Consider the following 18138-nt stretch of genomic DNA (forward strand, 5'->3'; position numbering starts at 1 on the left):
GCATCTACATGCTAACGTGGTGCGTGTTCGATATGGGCCGTAATGCTCATGTAACCAAGCGAGGGGCTGGCTAGGTGCCCAGAGACCAATGCTGGCCTTGGGGCTCGCAATTCCCCTTATGCGCGCAGGCATTTGCAGCTTCCCAGGCTCTAAGTCTGAGCCACGTATCATTCGCGCAATGCGTCACTAGCTTGGTCGACGCGGCCTTTGCCAGGTAGCAGGCACTCTGGTTGTTATCTGGCGTTGGGTACGCGACAATGCCACTGAGCCATTGAACGAAAAGACGAGGGGCCCACGGCCTCGAATCCGGAGCGCCGCCGATGCTAGCCAAGCTGAACACCTTTTCGCTGTTGGGAATCGAAGCCTTGCATGTGGAGGTGGAGGTGGACGTTTCCTCGGCTCCACTCCCTAAGACAATGCTGGTTGGCCTGCCGGAACAAGCGGTCAAAGAGAGCATCCACCGGGTGGAACGGGCTATGGTCAACAGTGGGTTCACGCGGCCCAACGATCGAGTCGTCATCAATCTGGCGCCGGCTGAGCTTCCGAAACAGGCCGCCTCCTTTGATCTGCCCATCTCACTTGGCATCTTGGCCGCCAGCAGTCAGTTTGAGTCGGATTGGTTTAAGAAATATGCCGTCGTGGGAGAACTGGCGCTAGAGGGGCATACGCGGAGTATCAAGGGAGCTCTGTCGATGGCCATCTGTGCTCGCGAAGCGGGTTACAAGGGACTGCTGGTACCTGCCGAGAATGCGTGTGAAGCGGCGGTGGTCGACGGTATCGATGTCATTCCCGTTTCCACCTTGACCGAAGCGGTCGGCTTCTTCACCGGCTCGCTCGATATCGATCCCCATCCCTCACAATTGAAAGAATTGTTCGCCGAGTACAGCCGCTATGATCTCGACTATGCAGACGTGCGAGGACAGGACGTCGCCAAGCGCGCGCTAACGATCGCAGCGGCCGGCGCGCACAATCTACTGATGCTGGGGCCGCCTGGATCGGGCAAGACCATGTTGGCTAAACGTTTGCCGTCCATGTTGCCAACTCTGACTGCTGCGGAATCGATCGAAACGACCCGCATCTACAGTTCACTGGGACAACTCCAACAAGGACAACCCTTGCTGGCAGTACGACCGTTCCGAGCACCACACCATACGATCAGCAACGCGGGATTGGTAGGGGGCGGCAGTCCTCCCTCCCCAGGAGAAATCAGTTTGGCGCATCACGGTGTACTGTTTCTCGATGAGTTGCCCGAGTTTGATCGACGCACGTTGGAAGTCATGCGACAACCGCTGGAAGACCGAGTCGTAACCATCTCACGCGCCCTTCGCAGCACTACGTTCCCTGCGAACTTCATGCTCATTGCGGCCCTCAATCCATGCCCATGTGGGTATCGTACCGATCCACGCCGAAATTGTGGTTGCACCACGCAGCAAATCGAGCGCTACATGGCCCGGATTTCGGGCCCATTGCTCGATCGCATCGATATTCATATCGAAGTGCCTGCCGTACCGTTTCAGGAGCTCTCCTCGAAAACACCGGGAACCAGCAGTGCCGAGTTGCGAACGATTGTTGAGTCTGCTCGGCGGAACCAGACGCGGCGATTTGGCGAGGGAGTTAGTTTGTACAACGCGCAAATGTCGACTCGGCAATTGCGAGAGTTCTGTCCACTGAGTTCCCGTTGCAGCACTCTCTTGAGAGATAGTTGCAACGAGTTGGGGTTGTCGGCCCGCGCTCATGACAAGATTCTGCGAGTATCTCGCACGATCGCCGACCTCGAAGACGCGGAATCGATCGAAGCTCAACATTTGCAGGAAGCCATCAACTATCGCATGCTGGATCGCAGTCTGTTTTAATGCGATGACGGTTGTAGGGGCTGTAGTAGGTTTTCTAGCCCCTGTGTCGCAAACTGTGAGTACGAACCTGGAAGAGGCAACTGTGGTCAGTTGGTCTCTGGAAGTTGGAGCTATTAGTTGTCTGTGTACCTGTGGGAATGAACGGCGAGTTGCAAGGCCGAATTCGCGCACAAGCCATGCGACTGGCGCAACCAGGCTGCGTCGCGCTAGATTTGGCACCCGAGGTGCTGCGGCGATTGCCAAGTTAGAGCTTGCAAACAAAGCCGGTGAAACCGATCACCGATCCATTAATGCGAATTGCGTCGCGGAAGATGATGTCCGCATACTCCAAACAACCTCGCCGTCCATTCGTTCCTTTTGATACTTCCAACGACCGTCCCGCATGAATGCTGAAATCGTTTGCCGAACAGTCGAACTTGCGGAATATACCGAACAGTGGCGAAGGTTAGCCCAAACGCCGCTGCAGTCGCCTGAGTGGCTGCTGAATTGGTGGGATGCCTACAGCTCTCCGGTGGCTACGTTGAACACACTCACCGTCTGTTCGCCAAGTGGGCAATTGCTCGGCTTAGCACCGCTCTATTTCCGGGATAGCTGGGGCATGGGGCGAACGCTTCGCTTCCTCGGCAGTGGCGAAGCTTGCTCCGACTTTCAGTCGATTCTATGCGTGCCCGGATATGAAACACCAGTCGCCGCTGCAATCTCTCAAGCATTGATCGACAGCAGTGGTGACGGGGGATGGGGGATCTGCGAGTTCGAAGGAGTGGGGACACATGATCCCGTTCTAGGACAGGTTGTGAAGAATCTGCAGACAGCTGGCTATTCCTTAGATACCAAGCAACTGGAGAGTACCTGGCGGGTTGACCTGCAAGGGGATTGGGATCAAGTGGTCGGGCGGATGTGCAAGTCGATGCGCCGTCAAACGCGCAGCTTGCTCAAGCAGTTTGACGGTAGCGAGGCGTTGAAACTAACGTGGAGCGACTCTCCGACGGAGTTTGCACAAGCCTTTGAAACGCTCCAAGATTTGCATCAACAGCGCTGGGAGCAAGCGGGCAAGGAGGGGTGCTTTGCATCCAGCCGATTCTCGAAATTCACTAAGGCAGCGTGTCAAGCTCTTCACGCAAAACGGCAATGTTCCATCGCCACACTGGTCGCTGACCAGACTCCCGTAGCCAGTTCGCTGCTGTTGCACGGCGCGCAGGGGAATTATGTGTATCAAACAGGTCGCGATCCGAACTTTCCAACCCAACGCTACGGAACGATGCTCAACGCACTCTTGCTACGTGAGATGCAGCATCGCCAATTCCAGTTTGTAGACTTCCTGAGAGGCAATGAAGTCTACAAGGATCGCTTGGGAGCCGTTCCCTCGGAATGCGTGCGAATCCGCGTGGTGGCTCCACGAATCTTGCCACGCTTGCGCTACGGGGCTTGGATGCTGGGGAGTCGCTTACGACGCAATGCGTTGGCATTGTCCGATCCCGCCAACCTCGACACGCCCCCTGCGCCCAGCTTTCCCAAGCGGGAACAAGCCGAGTAGGGAAACCATTAAACGCACGTCAGTTGCCAGTGTTGCCAGTCGAAGGTACTAGTAGGCAACTGCGCTGGGTGGGTTGGCCGGGGCGCGGACTAGTCCAAGTCGCTAAAGCGGTTTCTTTCGAACCGGCTCCAGCAACATTCAGGTTGCAAACCATCTGGGGCTTTCAAGGTGACACTGAGCCCATTCAGAAACGTCCATTCAGAAGCCAGCACAAGGCGAGCTACAGTAGCGACCGGCGAAAGGTGCAGTGCCTATCTCGCCGGAACGCTAGTGCTGCTGATGTTGAATCCGAACAGCGCACCCACGTGTGCGGCAAGCCAAGCATGGTGAAGCAAATTGGAAACTAGCTCTTGGATTCCATGCGATCGAGCAGTCGTCCGGGGCTGCCCATCATGTTGTAGCCGCCGTCTACATGCAAGATTTCGCCTGTAATGCCATCGCTCATCGGGCTCAGCAGGAACGCCCCAGTCTTCCCCACTTCTTCGTGAGAGACATTGCGTCCCAGTGGAGCCATGTATTCGTAGAGCTTGAGCATATCGTCAACCCCTGCGGCGCGACCGGCCAGAGTGCGCAACGGCCCGGCGCTGAGCGCATTGACTCGAATTCCCTTAGGCCCTAAATCGTAGGCTAGATAACGCATGGCTGCTTCGAGGGCCGCTTTGCAAATCCCCATCACGTTGTAGCCCGGCACACACTTTTCGCCGCCGAAATAGGTCATGGCGGCAATAGACGCCTTAGGCGCGAGAATGTCTTGGGCCGCGTTGCAGACAGCCATTAAACTGTACACGCTCACGTCCATGGCCAATTTGAAACCGTCGCGGCTGGTCTCAATGGTATCGCGGGACAAGTCGTCGCGATCGGCGAAGGCGATGGAGTGGAGCAGGAAATCGATCTGTCCAAACTCTTTGCCAGCGGTCGCCATCACTTCGCGTATGTTCTCATCGTTTTGCACATCGAGTGGCACCAGGAATTTGGCGTTCTCGTAATTGTCGGTCAACTTGCTGACTCGGCGACGATTCTTTTTGCGTTCGTCATCCTCTCGATCGGGCAAGTGCGTAAAACCACACTCACCGCCTTGTTCTAAAATCTGTTGCGCAATCGCCCAGGCGATCGAGTTTTCGTTGGCGACCCCAAGTATCAAACCCTTCTTACCAGCGAACAAAGTCATGCATTTACTTTCAATTAAGACGAGAATTAGTTGTAGGTTGGTCCAAACAGTGAGACCTACCGAGTTCGATATCGGCTAGGTGGCACCGCGAGCCCGGATGTAGTCCGCCAACTCCTGGACCGTTTCGACGTCGACGATGTCGTCCTGAATCTGAATGTTAAACTCTTTCTCAAGCTCGACTGTCAATTCAGCCATGCCGATGGAGTCGACACCCAAAAACGCCAGACCGTCGGTCAATTGAGGCGAACCACCGAATTTTTCAGCGAGCCGTTCGCGCAGTTTATCTTCAATGGAATCCACAGGATGTGAACCTCTTCTACGTATAGGATTGGTGACTTTACCACCTAGTAGCAGTGCTCGCATTTGGGGATGCGAAACCTGAGCTCCAAGTAGTCCTGCCAGCATGGAAAATTGGGGGCCGTCTCACCTGTTCTTACAACGGTCCTCCAGGACTGAAGCAAGAGTTGCTGCGGCTATGCTGCTTGAAGCTTTTTAGGGGAAGCTTTCAAGGGCGAGACGTTGAAGCTTAAGATTTTAGGCTAAACACCACGCAACGGGCTAGGCGGGTAGGACGCCGAGGGGCTAAAGATCGAGCGAATCCAGCTGATTAATCAGATCGTCCAGTTCGTCAGGTTGACTTTGATTTTGGGGGTTTTGCGCAAGGCGTTCTGAAATCCCTGATGAAGCCCCTACGGGTTGGCGACCTGCCAATATAAGTTGCTCATCCCTCTCGCGAGCGGCAACCGCTTCCGCATCTTCGTCCGCTTCCGGCGCGCCAAAGAGTTTCGACAAGTCGATCTTGAGCCCGCTGGCGTCGACCGGAGCACCTGCAATAGCGGGAGTCTTATGCTGGGGAAAGATAATTGCGTTTTGAGGGCAGACACGACTGCATGCCGGGCAACCCTTGCGACAATTGTCGGCCTGTTCCACCACAATCGTTTCGGCGGAATCGACTCCGTAGACTCCGAAGAGGCAGAAATCGATGCATTCCATGCAGTTGGTACAGCGGCTGAAGTCGATGACGGGATACCAGCGTCGCGTGGGATGTTCCTCAATCGTGACGACACTCGAGGTTCCAAAGAGCGTGGCCAGAGGGGCAGATGCATCGGCCTCCGCGTCCGGCTTGTGTCCCACGTACGAGTTGTTCTCGGGGGCCGCAAACCGCTGAAACTGTTCGAGCGACAGATGCTGTGGAGCCTGGGAGGTCTCACTGGCGGCCGTCACTAGTTCTTCCTGGATGCGGCGGATCTCTGCCAAGTATTCAGGGATCTGGCTGCTAGCTCGGAAATCCAAACAATAGATAGCTCGCTGCGGCCGCGGCTGGTCATCGATGACTCGCGGTTCGCTTTCGCTCGACTCGATGCCTAAGTCTTGCTCTTCCTCCTCGCCAGCCAAACGCAGTTCGACGGTGCCGACTTGGCCACGCACTCCATTGCGATCCAGGATCCAATGAGTGGCGCGGTCGTAGAGCCAGCAGAGCACGACCAAATCGGAGTCGAGGTTCTTCAGCGTGGCGTAGGTTTGACTCTCTTTAGGTAAGTCGTAGAGATGCGGAATGCGCAGAACCTTAACCCCGGGCAATTGCCCGGCAAGCTCCGTCAAGCCGTTCTCGAGTGAACGCTTCTCTGGATTGCGGCTTTGCCCTGCCGAGATTACTACTGTCAAGTTGCCGCTAGGCATTGGCTTGTCCTTTGATCGTGCGTTGGGCAACTTCCCAGGCCGCAGTTAAGTGTTCTAGGTAGTCTTCCGGGGACAGCAGTCGTGAGGCAGCCGATTCCGCGTCGGCTGCAATCTCGTACATCCAACCCTGCCCGTACTTATCCAAATTGATGCCAGTGGGATCGTGCAGCAAATCCGCGTTCGTTTGGACGACGGTCCCGGCAACTGGAGTGTAGAGGCTGCTCTCAGCTTTCTTACTTTCGATCGAGCCAATTTCTTGTCGCTCACCGATTCGCATCTCCGCTTCCAGAACCAAATCCAGAAAGTAGACGTCTTGCAGCAATCGGACAGCGTAGGCGGTCAGCCCCAGACGCCAAATACCGTCGCGGAGCGGCGCGGCCCACATGTGGTTCTTGGCGTATCTGCGGTCGGTGGGGAAGCGAGCTTCAAAGTCCCCCATCATGAACACCAACTCGGCGCTCATGTATAACGTACCCCTTGATTGTCCGCTTCGAAGAATACCGGCAACAGCGCGTCGGCGCGGAGCAACCCTTCGATGGACAATTCAATGCGATTCCCATCGCGGCTGACATAGCCCGCCGTTTCGTATTCCTGCCATGCTTCGCGATACTCTTCCCACACATCTACCCCGAATTTATTGACAAAATAGTCAATTTCGAGGTAACCGCGCTTGAGCAGCAGGATCAATTCGCGAATGAGTGCCTGCTTCGGTGTGGGGGTATAGGCTCGTCCCAATGGGAGCCGGCCCTCTTCGATCGCGCCGATATACTGCTTCCATTCGGGAAGATTCTGATAGTGGACCCCCGAAATGTGCCCAAAGGATGCGATGCCAGTCGCCAGCAGATCGGAACCCTTCCACAGATTATCTCGGTAGCTAAAGCTGACCTTATTGGGATCCTTGATCATCGTGTAGGCAGAGCTCTGCGTGTACCCCGCTTCGGCAAATGCTTCGAAAGCGTACTTAACCCATTCGCGTTTGGTCGGCCAATCGGCCACCGGCGATTCCTGGGACTCTTTGAGCATTCCCTCCGAGTAAACCGTGTTGAAGGGGAGTTCCATCTGGTAGATGGTCACACTCTCGGGGGAGAGTTCGAGCGTCTTAGCGACGTTCATCTTCCAGTTATCCCAGGTTTCCCCCACCATGCCAGAGATGAGGTCGATGTTGACGTTCGGGAAATTCGCTGCCGCGATCCACTCCCAAGCGCGGAAAACTTCCTTCGAGAGGTGTGCGCGGCCGTTTTCTTCGAGCAGCTTGTCATTGAAGTTTTCGATCCCCAAGCTTAGGCGGGTAACCCCCAGCTCCTTGAGCGTTTTGATCTTTGTCTCACTGAGAGTGCCAGGTTCGCACTCAAAGGTAACTTCTTCCGCTTTGTCCCAGCTGATATTAGCGCGCAGTCGATCGACCAAGCTGGTCAACTGTTTGGGAGACAGGAAGCTCGGAGTGCCCCCCCCGAAGTAGACGAATCGAAAGGGCCGCTCGCCCATGACAGGCTGTTGGCTGACCAATTCGATCTCTTTGCACAGCGCCTCAACGTACGTCTCGATCTCATCGGCCTTCTTACCGGTAAAGACTTTGAAGTAGCAAAACTTGCATCTTTTTCGGCAAAACGGAATGTGCAAATACAGCCCCAACGGAACTGGGCCGGGAGGGGCCGCCATCGCCTTTTCGACTTCAGGCAAGAACTCGGGCTTCCAGCGCGAGTAGGGCGGGTAGTTCGAAATGAAATAGCTACCGACTTCGGTTTTTGTGGCTTCTGTCGTCATAACTGTACTAATGTTCCTCGAGTGAGAGAGTTCTACTTCTTCTTCTCTCCGAAACAGAATAGGGTGCCGCGATCATTCGCAACGACCAATCTACCATCTGCGACGGCTGGTGAACCAATAAAACTACCTTTGACTTCAAACATCCAAAGTTCTTTGCCTGTTCGCAGATCGTAGCGCAAAATGCGCCCATCTGCGGCTGCTACGACCACGCTCTGCCCAGCGATCACCGGGGATGCATCGGAACGCTTGCGCAACACGGCTGTCCATTTTACTTTCCCCGAGTCTGCAGATAACGCGAAAACACGCTTATTGCGACTTGTGGCGACGATCAACCCCTCCGCAACGGCTACCGAGTTCTTAAATTCATCGGCCAACTTTTCATCTTTGAACCGCCACCGCGGAGTGCGTTGGCCAGCCGGAAATGCAAAGATCTCTCCTGCGTAGGTCGGTACCAGCACCAACTGCTGCGGGTTGCCTGCGGCGTCCCTTGAGTCTAGATCCAAGACCGAAGGAGTGCTACCGGTGGGGGCGTCGATGGGAATCGGCTCGCCGGTGACTTGCCCCGTCTCCACATCGATCACATGCAGGTTCGCGTCACACCCCCCCAGGAACGTCTGTTTTCCAGCCAATGTTGGGCCACATTGCAATTGATCTCCCGTTTCGTACTTCCACTTCAATTGGCCATTGGCCTTGGAGAGACCGTAAAGGATTCCATCTTGGGAGGTGAGGAGCACAAGATCTCCGTAGAAATTGGGACTCGCATCAATCTCCAAGCCGGCGGTGAAGACCCACTTCTCTTTTCCGGTCTGGGCGTCGAGGGCGTGCAAATTTCCTTCGTAGTCACCGACGTAGAGCGTATCGCCGTCGATGGCAGGAGAAGCGACAAATCCGGTTTCCAGTTCGCGGCGCCAGAGTTCCTTACCGGTCGCGAGCTGCAACGCGAAGATACGACCATCATGGTCTGCGGCGTACACCACTCCCCCGGCGATAATGGGGCCTGCGTCAAACCCCAGCCCCTTCAACTCGACTTCCCATAGCAACTCCAATGAGTCGGGTAGCGGTTCGTCGGTAGCGCCGGTTCCGGCAACGTTGCCCCGTCCCATAGGCCAGTCGGCGGCGCGAGCGGAAACAATGCACATGAGGGATAGGCAAGCCATCCAAGCGAGCCTGCCCAAGCATGCTCTGGCTGCTGCTGTTCGATACACGTTTCTACCTTTCGGCATCCAAGGGTTCCATGCGGAAGTGCGGAATTCGCTTAACAAGCTTCTCTGAAGGCAAAGGTTCGTCGGTACAGCTCCTGAAAATCGGCTTGATTCAATGGACGCGGGTTGAAGGTGCCAGTCCATTGACGGGTCGCGTCCTCCGACAATTGCTCGATCGCCATTTCGTCGACTCCCACCCGTGATAATTCAGTCTCCAGGCCAGCGAGTGCAACCAGCGAATGTACGAAGCGGGCCAGCGACTCGCTGCCCGAGGACGATTTGCAGTTGCGTGCCAACGGCGTGTGCGCCACATCGCGCCACAACTCCTCGTACCATGCTCCCACAACCTCGCCGTTAAAGCGAATCACTTGTGGTAACATCATGCCCACAGCCTGCCCATGAGTGATACCAAATCGAGCCGTCAATGGATTCGCGAGGGCGTGAGCGGCTCCCAACATACTAGTTTCAATGGCTAAACCCGCGAAAAAGGCTCCTAACTGGACCTTTCCGCGAGCTTCAATGTCTTGTGGCTTGCTTAAGACATCGGGCAATCCCGAACTGAGCAATTGCCATGCTTGCCGACTGTAGCCCACGCTCAGGGGATTTCGCCGCTGCGTCACGTAGGATTCCAACGCATGGGAAACCGCATCAATCCCAGTGAGCGCGGTGACTCTAGCAGGCTGAGTGAGAGTCAATTCCGGGTCGAGCAAGGCTACACTGCAAGCGGCCCGTGGATCTCCGCAGGCCATTTTGACGTGCGTCTCAGCTTGACTGATCAGTGCGAAGGATTGTGCTTCGCTACCAGTTCCTGCGGTTGTGGGGACGGCAATCATGGGCAACATTTCCGAAGTGGCTTTGCCAACGCCCCAATAGTCCTCCATTTGCCCGCCACAGGAATACAGAAAGTTCATGCCTTTCGCACAATCCATTGAGCTGCCGCCCCCCAGACCGATCAACAGATCCGGGGTAAATTCCTTGGCAACTTGCAAGCACGCGGCAACATCCTCGGTGGATGGATTTTCATGGACGCCCTGAAAAGAATGGACTTCAATATGCTGCGCCGTCAAGGCATCTAGGCCGCGTTGGAAGTGCCCGGCGGCGACCACACCTGGATCACTCACCACCAAGACGCGACTGGCTCCTAACTCGCGGCTCAATTGTCCCAGGCGCGAAAGCCCCCCAGCCTCGAAAACCAAACGCGTGCGGTGTTTAAAGTCAATACTATCCATGCGTTCTGACGATCTCACTTTTCACAAAGTTAAGCAATGTGCGGTGGTCAATTGTGCCGCACTTCGGTTAGCTGCGGAATTGGGGCTGCGAGCTGTTGTTGTCGTAGCCCAATTTCCGAGAGTGGTCGCACCACCCTCGGGGCGTTGTGGTCCTATTTCATTATTCGCCCGCTGGCACCCACCTGCCGGTTGTGCTGTGGTAGTCAGGCGGAATGGGTAAAGGGTATTTAACTTGCCGCACCGTACAAAGTTTCTGGCCAAGGTGGGAATGTGCTACCTTGCTGCAGAGCAGTTCCACAGCAAACTTGGAGCTCTGAGGAAGAGCAGGCCATTCGTATGCGTTCCGTCGAAGGGGCTATTCTAGCAAAAACTGGCGCCGTTGGAGTTGAACCCCGCCACAATCCAAAAGTTGTGCTGGAAGTTAGAACGGCTTTCTCGAGCGGTCAAAGGCAATTAGAATTTTGACACCGTAGCGGTAACCCGATATTTGATCAACCTGGATCATGGTGATCCAGAATCGCCCCCTTCGAAACTTCACAACGAAGAAGCCACCCCCAATGGACACTCGTTCGATCACTCCCGCTCGTCTTGCGGAAAGCGTTATTGCCGTACCTCCCCTGGCTCGAGATGCAAAGCTCCGCGTAAATTTGGCCGAAAATCGCAAAATTGCGCAGTTTATCGAAGGGGGCGGGGTCAATACGCTGCTGTACGGAGGTAACGCCGTGTTCTACCACGTTCGTCTCAGCGAGTACGAGCAAGTACTGCAGACCTTGGTCGAGATCGCCTCCCAGGACACTCTCATCGTGCCTGCCGTTGGGCCGACCTACGGGACGATGATGGACCAAGCTGAAGTCTTGAAGGATTTCGATTTCCCGACCGTTATGGTTTTGCCTCAGCGTGAAATCGCCGATGCCAACGGAATTGCCAACGGCATCCGTCGGTTTGTCGATGCCTACGGTAAACCCATCGTCTTGTACCTCAAGCATGACCAATGGCTGCCAGCGGATTTAGTAGGAAAAATGCACCGCAACGGCATTATCTCATGGATCAAATATGCCGTCGTACGAGAGGATACTAGCAACGACAACTACTTGCGGGATGTGCTGGCCGAAGTGCCTAGCAACATCGTGGTCAGTGGCATTGGCGAGCAACCTGCCATCATTCACATGCGCGACTTCGAAATCGCAAACTTCACGAGTGGATGCGTCTGTGTCAACCCAGCTCTGTCCATGAAGATGATGCGAGCGATTCAGAGTCAAGACTTTGACACTGCTGAAACGATTCGCCAACAATTCACTGGGTTGGAAAACCTCCGTAATGGCATTAATCCAATCCGCGTTCTTCACCGCGCTGTGGAACTGGCCGGTATCGCAGAAACCGGTCCAATGTTTCCACTCCTCAGCGAAATCGACCCAGCGCAAACAACCTTGGTTGCCAATGCTGCAGAGCAACTACGGATGCTAACAGCCTAGCCCTCTGCGGACCTGGCAGAAGTCAACGTGCTGGGGGCCCCAGCACAGTTGGGTGACTGACTGGCCGCCTGGGGCACTTGTACACGCCGGTGGCGCGGTTGTGTCGATTCTATCGCCCAGGCAATTCGCCCAGCCATAAACTCGACGGATTGCAATCAATTTTTCATGCCGAGTCGCTAAGGATAACCCATAAATTCATCCTAGAATTGAATCTGTGGGTTACTTAGGAAACACTTGGCATGAATCTTGGCATCAATACAGAACGACCAACCACCGAACGCAAAGCGTTGGCTATTAACCTTGACCCTCGCCGTTACGGATCTTTTGCGGAGATTGGGGCTGGCCAAGAAGTGGTTCGATGGTTCTTCCGCGTTGGCGCCGCTGCCGGTACGATCGCGAAGAGCATGTCCGCCTATGACATGTCGGTAAGCGACGCGATCTATGGTGAATGTGAGCGCTACGTTTGCCGTAAGCGCCTAGAGGATATGCTGGAGCACGAGCATTCGCTCAATTTGCAACGCCTGCGCGAGAGTCGTGGCGATACGACATCCTTCTTCGCGTTTGCCGACACGGTTTCCGCCCGCAACTTCCATGGCACCAACGAATGTCACGGCTGGATCGGTATCCGATTTCAAGCGCACCCTCGCGATCAAGACAGTCAGATCATCATGCATGTCCGCATGCTGGACACCGAGAACGCGTTGCAGCAAGAAGCACTCGGCATCGTCGGAGTGAACTTGCTCTACGGTGCATTTTTTCTGAACCACGAGCCCGATCAATTGGTCGAATCGCTCCTCGACAATCTCAGCACCCGCAGAATTGAGATCGATATGATCGAATTCTCGGGAATCGCCTTCCGTCATGTCGATAATCGCGTGATGAGCCTGCGTTTGGTGCAATTGGGATTGAGCAATGCGGCCATGTTTTCCGCTGACGGCGAAGTGCTGCAACCCTCGGAAGTCCTTTACAAGAAGCCGATTTTAGTCGAGCGTGGGAGCTTCCGTCCGCTAACCCACGTCAATGTGGACATGTTGCGCGCGGCTCAGGAAAGATTCCATGCGGAAGCAGATGTGGAAGCCGATGAAGTGGTTTCGTTGGCAGAGATCACCATGCGTAATTTGCAAGCCAACGGAGATATCGATCTTCGTGACTTCCTGGCCCGAGTGGACGTGTTGGCGGCTAGCGGGATGACCGTCTTAATCTCCAACTATTTTGAATACTATCGACTCGCGGCTTACTTGGCGCGTCACACCAAGAAGAAGATTGGCATCACCATGGGAGCGGCAAGCCTTTGTGAGTTGTTTGACGAAAAGTACTATACAACTCTGGATGGAGGAATCCTCGAGTCCTTCGGGCGACTCTTTAAGAACGATTTAAAGCTGTACATCTATCCGCTGCTCAACCGAGATACGGGGGAGTTGACGACAGTCGACAATTTAGAGGTAGCGCCGGAGCTGAGAAAGCTCTATCGATATTTGGTCGATAAGGGTTGCATTGAACAACTCGATAATCACAACCCGGCGCACTTGGGGACTTTCTCGCGCGAAGTCTTGAGATTGATCCAGACCGGTGACGATTCTTGGCGTGAACACGTGCCTGCAGGAGTTGCTGCCGTGATTGAAGAGCGAGCGTTCTTCGGCTATCGACGGTCGGCCAAAGGCACTCAAACGAAGGTCAGCACATTGCCTGTTCCACTCAATGCAATTCCGATCATGAGTTCATCGGTGCCGGTCTAACAAACGGCTTGCCCCATACGCCCCTATTTCAATCGGGAGAATAGGGCAGCTACCGAGTGTCTCGTGGAACTGCGATTCGCAGGACTGTGGAAGCGGCCGTGTGCTCAAGTCGTCCATTGGGCGAAATGCACCAGCACCCTACCACTGGTTCCCAGGCGTTGCCTGGGAACTAGTAAGCCAATTGAATTTCAAGGCAGAGAGCGCTGCAAGTACTGTAGGAATCTCGCCTAGCCGTTCGGTTTACTTGGCAGTATCCGCCGCCGGTTGATGGGTAAGTGCGCTCGAGTTATCCAAGCGAGGATGGCCATCCTGCAAATCCAAGCGTGTGACGCCTTTTCCTGCATGCATGCTGTCCATCTTCACCAGGAGTTGGTAGAGGCCATGGATGGCGGTATCGACATCGCCGGTGTGCCCCGATTCCGAGATGGTGTGCATGTTGCGAATCGGAATCCCGATCGACGCAGCAGCCGAATCTACAGCAGCTAGCACTGCGGCCATGGCGTCGGTTCCCGTATCGCGTCCTGCCAACTCATGTTGGACTGGGATCTTGTTCTCGGCGGCTACAGCGGTAATCATCGAATTGAGGCTGGCACTGCAAACCGCTCCGTGAGTGAGCGTAAAGCCCTTGCCCATCTCTAGAGGCTCATAGCGTCGGTCGCTGATGCCCGGCGCAGCGACAAAATCATGCGCGACGTCGACTGCGATGGTGACATCAGGCCGAAATTGTTCCGTCAGCACACGGCTGCCAAATCGACCGATTTCCTCGTGCGAAGCCATCGCCCCCAAGAAGCGGACGTTCTTCAGCCCCTTGGACTCGGCGATCAATCTGGCGATCTCTGCGGTCACGAAGCAGCCCAAGCCGTTGTCGAGGTAGGCGCCTGAGAACGTATCGGGAGAAAATCCTGCCTCGATGGGACGGTCGAAAATAATGGGATCACCGGGCCGAATTCCTAGGGCTTCAACCTGTCCCTTCTTGTCCTCGCCGTGAATATGCAGTTCCAAGTAGAGCATGTCTGCCTTAATCCCCTTTTCGCCCGAGCGAACTTGCGCATCGGCGAAATGAATGGCGCCAATGGCTTCGATGGTGCCTCCCCGCAAGATCCGCCAACTGCCGAGTTCCTGGGGATTCTCACTGAACAATTGCACTTTGTGTCCCAACAACGTCGTGGGAAGCATCGAGTCGGAGTTGACCCAGATTTTTCCGTCCTCGCCGATGCTGCGTACTTGCATCCGAATCTTATCGGCGTGTCCAATCACCATCACAGAAAACGCATCTGGCCGTTCGGGAGCGGTATCCAACACGATTCCAGCGTTGCCTTTGAACGTGTGGATCTTCCAATTGGGCAGCATCAGTGAACGTAGATGCGGCTCCAACACACCTCGCGTCATGGAGGCCTCGAGCCCAATGGGACTTGGAGCAGACAGGATCTTCTTCATCAACGCGAATCTCGCGTCGGACATGGTGGTTTTCCAAGGCAATGCATCTGCAGTCAACGGGCAAGTCTCCAGAACGTGGAACAATTTGATCGGAAAAGAGAGGACAGTAACTGCGGGAGTGATCGCGCAGACCTGTGCCTGACAAGGGAGGCGAAGTAGCGACTGCCCTCGACTCGCAAAACTCCTTGCGAAGCAGCCACAGTTTAACCGGGGATACTATGAGGGCAAGAACCTCGGATACCGGCTTGGACCGTGCGGGCTAGGTGTCGCGTGCGATCATTTGAGGTAAAATTGCTCACCACAAGCCTTACAGGAGTTCTTCCCCCGCCTTTCTTTCCGATCAGTTAGGATTTAGTACCATGCGTTTTGCGTGTTCATTGTTGTTGAGTTTGCTGAGTTGCGTTCCTGCGCTGGCAGACATCCAGACCAAATGGGTAGACTACACCGACGGCGAAGTCGCATTGCAAGGCTTTGTTGCCTGGGACGACAATCAAGCGTCTCAACCGGCACCTGGGATTCTGGTGGTACACCAGTGGATGGGGCTGACCGACTACGAGCAAACTCGCTGCCAGCAGCTTGCCAAGCTGGGATATGTAGCTTTCGCGCTGGATATTTACGGCAAGGGCGTGCGGCCCGCCGATCCCCAGGAAGCGGCGCAATTCTCGGGAAAATACAAATCGGACCGGGCGCTCTATCGTCGACGACTCAATCTAGGACTGGAGCAATTGCAAGCTCAAGCGGGCGTGGCACCTGCCAAGATTGCGGCGATTGGCTACTGTTTTGGTGGTACAGGAGTGTTGGAGTTAGCCCGTAGCGGTGCCGACATCCAGGGAGTCGTAAGCTTCCATGGTGGCCTCGATTCGCCTGATCCTCAAGCTGGCAAGAACGTCAAGGCAAAGGTTTTGATGTGCCATGGTGCCGATGACCCGTTTGTACCGGCCGAGGGCGTTGAGGCGTTGCGAGCAGAATTCAATGCAGCGGATGTCGATTGGCAGCTGATTGAATACTCCGGAACCGTCCACTCCTTCACGCAGCCGATGGCTGGAAACGACAATTCCAAAGGTGCCGCCTACAATAAGAGCTCGGACCAAAGATCTTGGCGCGCCATGCGTTCATTTTTCAGTGAGCTGTTTGAATAGTCAGCCTAGCGCTGCGCGCGCGATTCGCATTCGGTGGTCGCACTCTGCCTATTGCCGCGGCGTTAGTCGCGCGAAAACTTAGACGCACCGTGCAACCTTTCCCGCTGCCGTGTTTCGCATCTTTCGCAGTTGCAACACTTCGTCTCCGTGGCCTGCGGCCTTTGATGTCTCCCATGCACAAGCACTGTTACTGTGCTTGGCAGCTTGCAGGGGAACGACCGCGAAATACGCTAAATAAGCGAAACTAAAACGCAGCGTGCAGTGGTTCACCCCCTTCCCTTTCGCGTGTTTCGCATCTTTCGCGGTTGCAACACTTCGTCTCCGTGGCCAGCGGCCTTTGATGTCTCCCATGCACAAGCACTGTTACTGTGCTTGGCAGCGTGCTGGGGAACGACCGCGAAATACGCCAAATAAGCGAAAACTAAAACGCAGCGTGCAGCGGTTCAACCTCTTCCCTTTCGCATGTTTCGCACTCGCCATTCCTAATTCGGATGACGGCGGAAGTGTGCGTGCAGACACCTGCAGGCGGTCGTCGCTTGATCGGAAGACGCACCTGCTAAGGCGAACGTCAAACGGAGAATACGTACCACTCGGCGTAGCGCCCAATGCTGTGTCGGACTATCAGAGAGGTTGTGGGCGATGCTTGGAATGGCGTTCGGCTTTTTGAGCCGAACGAATTGGTCCGTCAACGTTGCTAAATACCCGAGGACGCACGATTGTTCTGAAGTCCTGCAATGAATCGGATCCGACTGGAAAGAAGTTGACGATCCAGTCGGAGGGGGTGGACTGAGCAGTTCAGGAAGGCGACTACTGGTCGAGTTGCGCTACTTCGCCACCGTTTCTGGTGCCAAGGCTACTGTAAATTGTGGCATCGATACTCTCGGAGAGGTAGCGTACGGAACCGTCAGCCAATCCAAAGCTAGCGCCGCCGACATGCCGACTTCCAAAGCTGAGTTCGTAGGCGGCAAACTCTGGAGACCCTGGCGGAACGGGCTTGGCATTCATCCGAACTCCGGTCGACCCTAAGCATTCGGACATATCGCCTTGATTCGTCGTGTCAATATCGTCGCTGCCGATGGACCAATGGTCTTTCCGCCCCATCATCGGACTGTTGTTTTCGCGAACCACTCCCATGTCAGGGACAACCTGAATGTCCGATTCGGCCTCACCAATAGCAATGGTGTTCGACGTCCCATCGGTAATGGAGCCAATTTTTGAACCGATCAATCCGTAGCTGGCGCCGTTGCGTTTGATACGTTGATGGTTGACTTTTTGGATAAAGACTCCGTCTAGATCGCTAATCACCTCGACGGTACCGGAGCCTCCCCAGGGAGCGGACACATTCTGGGGACGTCGGTCGTCGGTCAACACGCCAGAGACACATCCCAGGTAGTTGGATGGAGCACGGCGTTGTACGATCCAGTTGTCCCCGGAGATATCAGCAACGTTCTCTGGAAATGAGGAAGATGGACAGCGAAATGCGGGCATCTTCGTTTCACAGACGTAGATATTCTTGAAGAATTTGTACGAAGGATTGCTGAAGGCTGCATCTCCAGGGATACCAGGCAGCCCGGCTGCCCACTGGTAATTGCCTTCAGAATCTTCTTGAAAAACCATCTGGTTGTAGGCATTGCCTTGTTCGATGTAGGGGAGGATGAGAGCGCCCCAAGCGGTACCCACGCCAAATTCCGCCGCCATCGGGAAGCCCTTGTAGGTATCGTGAAAGTTATGACTAGCCAAAACTAGCTGTTTGACATTGTTCTGGCACTGCATTCTGCGGGCCGCTTCGCGAGCAGCTTGAACCGCAGGCAACAGCAGTCCTACCAAGATTCCAATGATGGCGATGACTACCAGTAGTTCGACCAGTGTGAAGCCACTGCTTTGTGAACGACGTCTCATGATTGCTTACCTTAATCCTGCTTAA

The 18138-nt window shown here is 55.1% G+C and carries 14 protein-coding genes; 5 read left to right on the top strand and 9 right to left on the bottom strand.

Translation table 11 applies throughout. The features are described 5' to 3' along the window. Positions 1-320: 320 nt before the first annotated feature. A complete protein-coding gene (locus tag Q31a_RS15035; protein ID WP_145079371.1) occupies positions 321-1853 on the top strand; it encodes a YifB family Mg chelatase-like AAA ATPase in 1533 nt (510 codons plus the stop codon). Between the two features lie 382 nt (positions 1854-2235). Next, positions 2236-3387: a GNAT family N-acetyltransferase gene (locus tag Q31a_RS15040; RefSeq protein WP_145079374.1), complete on the top strand. Its 1152-nt coding sequence runs from the start codon at positions 2236-2238 to the stop codon at positions 3385-3387. A gap of 343 nt (positions 3388-3730) precedes the next feature. Here Q31a_RS15040 and Q31a_RS15045 read toward each other — a convergent pair whose 3' ends face one another. The 7 genes from Q31a_RS15045 to Q31a_RS15075 all read right to left on the bottom strand — a co-directional run bounded on the left by Q31a_RS15045 (position 3731) and on the right by Q31a_RS15075 (position 10430). Beyond that, positions 3731-4555: an enoyl-ACP reductase FabI gene (locus tag Q31a_RS15045; protein ID WP_145079377.1), complete on the bottom strand. Its 825-nt coding sequence runs from the start codon at positions 4553-4555 to the stop codon at positions 3731-3733. A gap of 75 nt (positions 4556-4630) precedes the next feature. Beyond that, positions 4631-4855 carry an acyl carrier protein gene (locus Q31a_RS15050; RefSeq protein WP_197355295.1) on the bottom strand — a complete coding sequence of 75 codons (225 nt, stop codon included), beginning with the start codon at positions 4853-4855 and terminating at the stop codon, positions 4631-4633. Positions 4856-5137: 282 nt separating this feature from the next. Continuing rightward, positions 5138-6235 carry an ATP-binding protein gene (locus Q31a_RS15055; protein ID WP_145079384.1) on the bottom strand — a complete coding sequence of 366 codons (1098 nt, stop codon included), beginning with the start codon at positions 6233-6235 and terminating at the stop codon, positions 5138-5140. Further along, positions 6228-6698, bottom strand: a complete 471-nt coding sequence (locus Q31a_RS15060; RefSeq protein ID WP_145079388.1) for a glycine cleavage system protein H — start codon at positions 6696-6698, stop codon at positions 6228-6230. Before Q31a_RS15060 ends, Q31a_RS15055 begins: the two co-directional genes overlap by 8 nt. Beyond that, positions 6695-7999 carry a coproporphyrinogen-III oxidase family protein gene (locus Q31a_RS15065; protein WP_145079391.1) on the bottom strand — a complete coding sequence of 435 codons (1305 nt, stop codon included), beginning with the start codon at positions 7997-7999 and terminating at the stop codon, positions 6695-6697. The genes Q31a_RS15060 and Q31a_RS15065 overlap by 4 nt, the downstream gene beginning before the upstream one ends. Before the next feature lie 32 nt (positions 8000-8031). Next, on the bottom strand, positions 8032-9222 hold the full coding sequence (locus tag Q31a_RS15070) for an outer membrane protein assembly factor BamB family protein (protein ID WP_197355296.1): 1191 nt from the start codon (positions 9220-9222) through the stop codon (positions 8032-8034). A gap of 32 nt (positions 9223-9254) precedes the next feature. After that, positions 9255-10430: an iron-containing alcohol dehydrogenase gene (locus Q31a_RS15075; protein ID WP_145079398.1), complete on the bottom strand. Its 1176-nt coding sequence runs from the start codon at positions 10428-10430 to the stop codon at positions 9255-9257. Between the two features lie 557 nt (positions 10431-10987). Here Q31a_RS15075 and Q31a_RS15080 point away from each other — a divergent pair. Together Q31a_RS15080 and Q31a_RS15085 are read left to right on the top strand one after the other, a co-directional pair. Next, positions 10988-11902: a dihydrodipicolinate synthase family protein gene (locus Q31a_RS15080; protein WP_145079401.1), complete on the top strand. Its 915-nt coding sequence runs from the start codon at positions 10988-10990 to the stop codon at positions 11900-11902. A gap of 251 nt (positions 11903-12153) precedes the next feature. Further along, positions 12154-13638, top strand: coding sequence for a TonB-dependent receptor (locus tag Q31a_RS15085; RefSeq protein WP_315851667.1), 1485 nt, complete (start codon positions 12154-12156; stop codon positions 13636-13638). 240 nt (positions 13639-13878) lie between these two features. On the opposite strand, the gene Q31a_RS15090 is transcribed toward Q31a_RS15085, so the two are convergent. Continuing rightward, positions 13879-15099 carry a peptidase M42 gene (locus Q31a_RS15090; RefSeq protein WP_145079404.1) on the bottom strand — a complete coding sequence of 407 codons (1221 nt, stop codon included), beginning with the start codon at positions 15097-15099 and terminating at the stop codon, positions 13879-13881. Between the two features lie 335 nt (positions 15100-15434). Here Q31a_RS15090 and Q31a_RS15095 point away from each other — a divergent pair, with 335 nt between their 5' ends. After that, positions 15435-16214: a dienelactone hydrolase family protein gene (locus tag Q31a_RS15095; protein ID WP_145079407.1), complete on the top strand. Its 780-nt coding sequence runs from the start codon at positions 15435-15437 to the stop codon at positions 16212-16214. An 807-nt stretch (positions 16215-17021) separates the two neighbouring features. Here the strand turns inward: Q31a_RS15095 and Q31a_RS15100 are convergent. Then, positions 17022-18113, bottom strand: a complete 1092-nt coding sequence (locus tag Q31a_RS15100; protein ID WP_145079410.1) for a DUF1559 family PulG-like putative transporter — start codon at positions 18111-18113, stop codon at positions 17022-17024. Between the last annotated feature and the right edge of the window lie 25 nt (positions 18114-18138).

The sequence above is a fragment of the Aureliella helgolandensis genome, assembly GCF_007752135.1.
In the GTDB taxonomy this organism is placed as follows: Bacteria; Planctomycetota; Planctomycetia; order Pirellulales; family Pirellulaceae; genus Aureliella; species Aureliella helgolandensis.

Coding starts and splice junctions, on each gene's coding strand:
- Q31a_RS15090 (WP_145079404.1), bottom strand. CDS start 15,099: ATGTCCGACGCGAGATTCGCGTTGATGAAGAAGATCCTGTCTGCTCCA.
- Q31a_RS15040 (WP_145079374.1), top strand. CDS start 2,236: ATGAATGCTGAAATCGTTTGCCGAACAGTCGAACTTGCGGAATATACC.
- Q31a_RS15060 (WP_145079388.1), bottom strand. CDS start 6,698: ATGAGCGCCGAGTTGGTGTTCATGATGGGGGACTTTGAAGCTCGCTTC.
- Q31a_RS15035 (WP_145079371.1), top strand. CDS start 321: ATGCTAGCCAAGCTGAACACCTTTTCGCTGTTGGGAATCGAAGCCTTG.
- Q31a_RS15055 (WP_145079384.1), bottom strand. CDS start 6,235: ATGCCTAGCGGCAACTTGACAGTAGTAATCTCGGCAGGGCAAAGCCGC.
- Q31a_RS15080 (WP_145079401.1), top strand. CDS start 10,988: ATGGACACTCGTTCGATCACTCCCGCTCGTCTTGCGGAAAGCGTTATT.
- Q31a_RS15065 (WP_145079391.1), bottom strand. CDS start 7,999: ATGACGACAGAAGCCACAAAAACCGAAGTCGGTAGCTATTTCATTTCG.
- Q31a_RS15100 (WP_145079410.1), bottom strand. CDS start 18,113: ATGAGACGTCGTTCACAAAGCAGTGGCTTCACACTGGTCGAACTACTG.
- Q31a_RS15070 (WP_197355296.1), bottom strand. CDS start 9,222: ATGCCGAAAGGTAGAAACGTGTATCGAACAGCAGCAGCCAGAGCATGC.
- Q31a_RS15095 (WP_145079407.1), top strand. CDS start 15,435: ATGCGTTTTGCGTGTTCATTGTTGTTGAGTTTGCTGAGTTGCGTTCCT.
- Q31a_RS15045 (WP_145079377.1), bottom strand. CDS start 4,555: ATGACTTTGTTCGCTGGTAAGAAGGGTTTGATACTTGGGGTCGCCAAC.
- Q31a_RS15075 (WP_145079398.1), bottom strand. CDS start 10,430: ATGGATAGTATTGACTTTAAACACCGCACGCGTTTGGTTTTCGAGGCT.